The organism is Teichococcus rhizosphaerae (genome assembly GCF_002631185.1).
Taxonomy (GTDB): Bacteria; Pseudomonadota; Alphaproteobacteria; order Acetobacterales; family Acetobacteraceae; genus Pseudoroseomonas; species Pseudoroseomonas rhizosphaerae.
Window position 1 is genome coordinate 1 of record NZ_PDNU01000099.1, and the last position, 2,014, is coordinate 2,014.

At 62.4% G+C, this 2,014-nt stretch carries 2 protein-coding genes and 1 pseudogene; all 3 read right to left on the reverse strand.

Features of this window, described 5'->3' with window-relative positions; all coding sequences use genetic code 11:
- On the reverse strand, positions 1-273 hold a 273-nt coding region (locus tag CR162_RS21700), incomplete at its 3' end, for a hypothetical protein (RefSeq protein WP_099097539.1).
- A 556-nt stretch (positions 274-829) separates the two neighbouring features.
- Positions 830-1,633 (reverse strand): IS21-like element ISPst3 family helper ATPase IstB, encoded by an 804-nt coding sequence (gene istB, locus CR162_RS21710; protein ID WP_010454871.1) that lies wholly within the window; start codon positions 1,631-1,633, stop codon positions 830-832.
- A pseudogene (locus CR162_RS21715) lies at positions 1,626-2,014 on the reverse strand (IS21 family transposase); the annotation flags it as partial. The gene istB and the pseudogene CR162_RS21715, both read right to left, overlap by 8 nt.

A 2,014-nucleotide genomic window follows, 5' to 3' on the forward strand; every position in this document is an offset into this window, starting at 1 on the left:
ATAGCGCTCCTTGATCGCCTGGACGGCTGCGACCCATGCCGCCAGGTCCGGCTCGGTACCAGCGGCTATGGCGTCAAACTCGGCCTCCAGGCGCAGCGGGTCGGACTCGGTGCGATAGGCCTGGCGGCGCAGCTCCTGGACCTCGGCCAGCACGTCATCCGGGTGGAACGCCAAGTCGCCGACAGGGACGCCAGCGAGTGCAGCGGCCTCGTCCAGTGTGCCATCCCATTCCGCGAAGAATTCGCCTTTCAGTAGGACTCGTTTCATGGTCATGCGCTTGCTCCGTTGATTGTCAGGATGGGTGCAACGTGGATACCCGGATCGACGAGGCCACCGAACCACGCCGGGCATGCAAACGCGATCTGAGCCCCGGAGGATGCGTAGATGTACGGACACGCGTTGTCATAGCCGTTGTATGACTGCATCGAGAACCGCAGATGCACCCATTGGTTCGCAGGCAGCACCACGCCAGGAGCAGCGACAGCGCCATTGATCCAAAGGCGATGGGTCGTATAAGGCGCCGACGAGATATGAGCCGAGCCGCTTTCGACCCGCAACCACATGACGACCGTCGCCCACGCGCCCGCGTTGAAAACGGTCTTACTGCCGTTGGAGCAGCACAGATACCGCGTAACTGTTGGCGCTGATGGAAAATTGACCCACCCTGCCGATTGAAATTTGACCCAGGGCGGATTGCTGATTTTGTTACCAGCAACTGTGGATAAGTCTACCAGCGCAGCTGCTGTTGCCCCCACTCCTTCGCTAGCCCAGTTCAGTTGTTTAAGACCTGCCACACGCAGCCATGTAGCAGGCCGTCGTCGCCATGAAATCAGAACGGCTCATCGTCCTCCGGTTCCTGGCCGCCCTTACGCTTTCGCTCCCGTGATTTGATCTTGGCCTGGGCCGCCAAGCTACTGTGTTGCAGGCGATAGGACTCGTTACCGGTTTCGACGATGTGGCAGTGGTGGGTCAGCCGATCCAGCAGGGCGGTGGTCATCTTGGCGTCGCCGAACACGCTCGACCATTCGGCGAAGCTCAGGTTGGTGGTGATCACCACGCTGGTGTGTTCGTACAGCTTGGATAGCAGGTGAAACAGCAACGCACCGCCGGCCTGGCTGAAGGGCAGATAACCCAGTTCGTCGAGGATGACCAGATCCATGCGCAGCAGAGCTTGGGCGATCCGCCCGGCTTTGCCGTCGTGCTTTTCGCGCTCCAGCAGATTGACCAGATCGACCGTGGAGTAGAAGCGCACGCGCTTGCCGTGCCGGGTGATGCCGGACACGGCCAGCGCAGTGGCCAGGTGGGTTTTACCGGTGCCAGGCCCACCGATCAGCACCACGTTCTGCGCGGTGTCGGTAAAGGCCAGACTGGCCAGTTCGCTGATCAAACGAGCGTCTGCGCTGGAGGCGCTGAAGTCGAAGCCGGCCAGGTCGCGGTGCATCGGCAGCTTGGCCATGTTCATCTGGTGGCTCACCGAGCGCATGGCGCGATCTGTGTGCTCTTGTTCCAGCAGGTGTTCGAGCAGCCACTTGGACGAGGCTGTGTTCGACTCACCCTGCGCAGTCAACTCCGCCCAGGCCGTGGCCATGCCGTGCAGGCGCAGCTCCTTGAGTTCCGCCATCAAATCACGCATGACCGATCTCCTCGGTCTGGCCACGCAGGCGGTCGTAGCGCGCCGTGTTAGCGACGGGGGCTTCCTTGAGCGACAAGTGGGTTTCGACGCTGGGTGGTGGTTCGGTCGCGGCCAGGCGCGCCACGACATTGAGGATGTGTTCGGCGCTCAGGCTGCCGCTTTCCAGTACCAGCTCAACAGCCACCAGCACCGCATCGAGCCCGGCGACCGGTACGGCAGCCAGAACTTGCGCCATGATCCGGTCACCGCCGGCATGACGCCCCAGACCGTGCTTAAGCTGACGCAGCGGCGCCGGCAGATCAGCAAAGGGCGCGCCGTTGCGCAGCGCACCGGGCTTGCGTTCGATCAGCGGGAGGTAGTGCTGCCAGTCATAGCTGACCT

Excerpts from the sequence above, each read along its gene's own strand:
- istB (WP_010454871.1), bottom strand. The coding sequence starts at position 1,633 with ATGCGTGATTTGATGGCGGAACTCAAGGAGCTGCGCCTGCACGGCATG.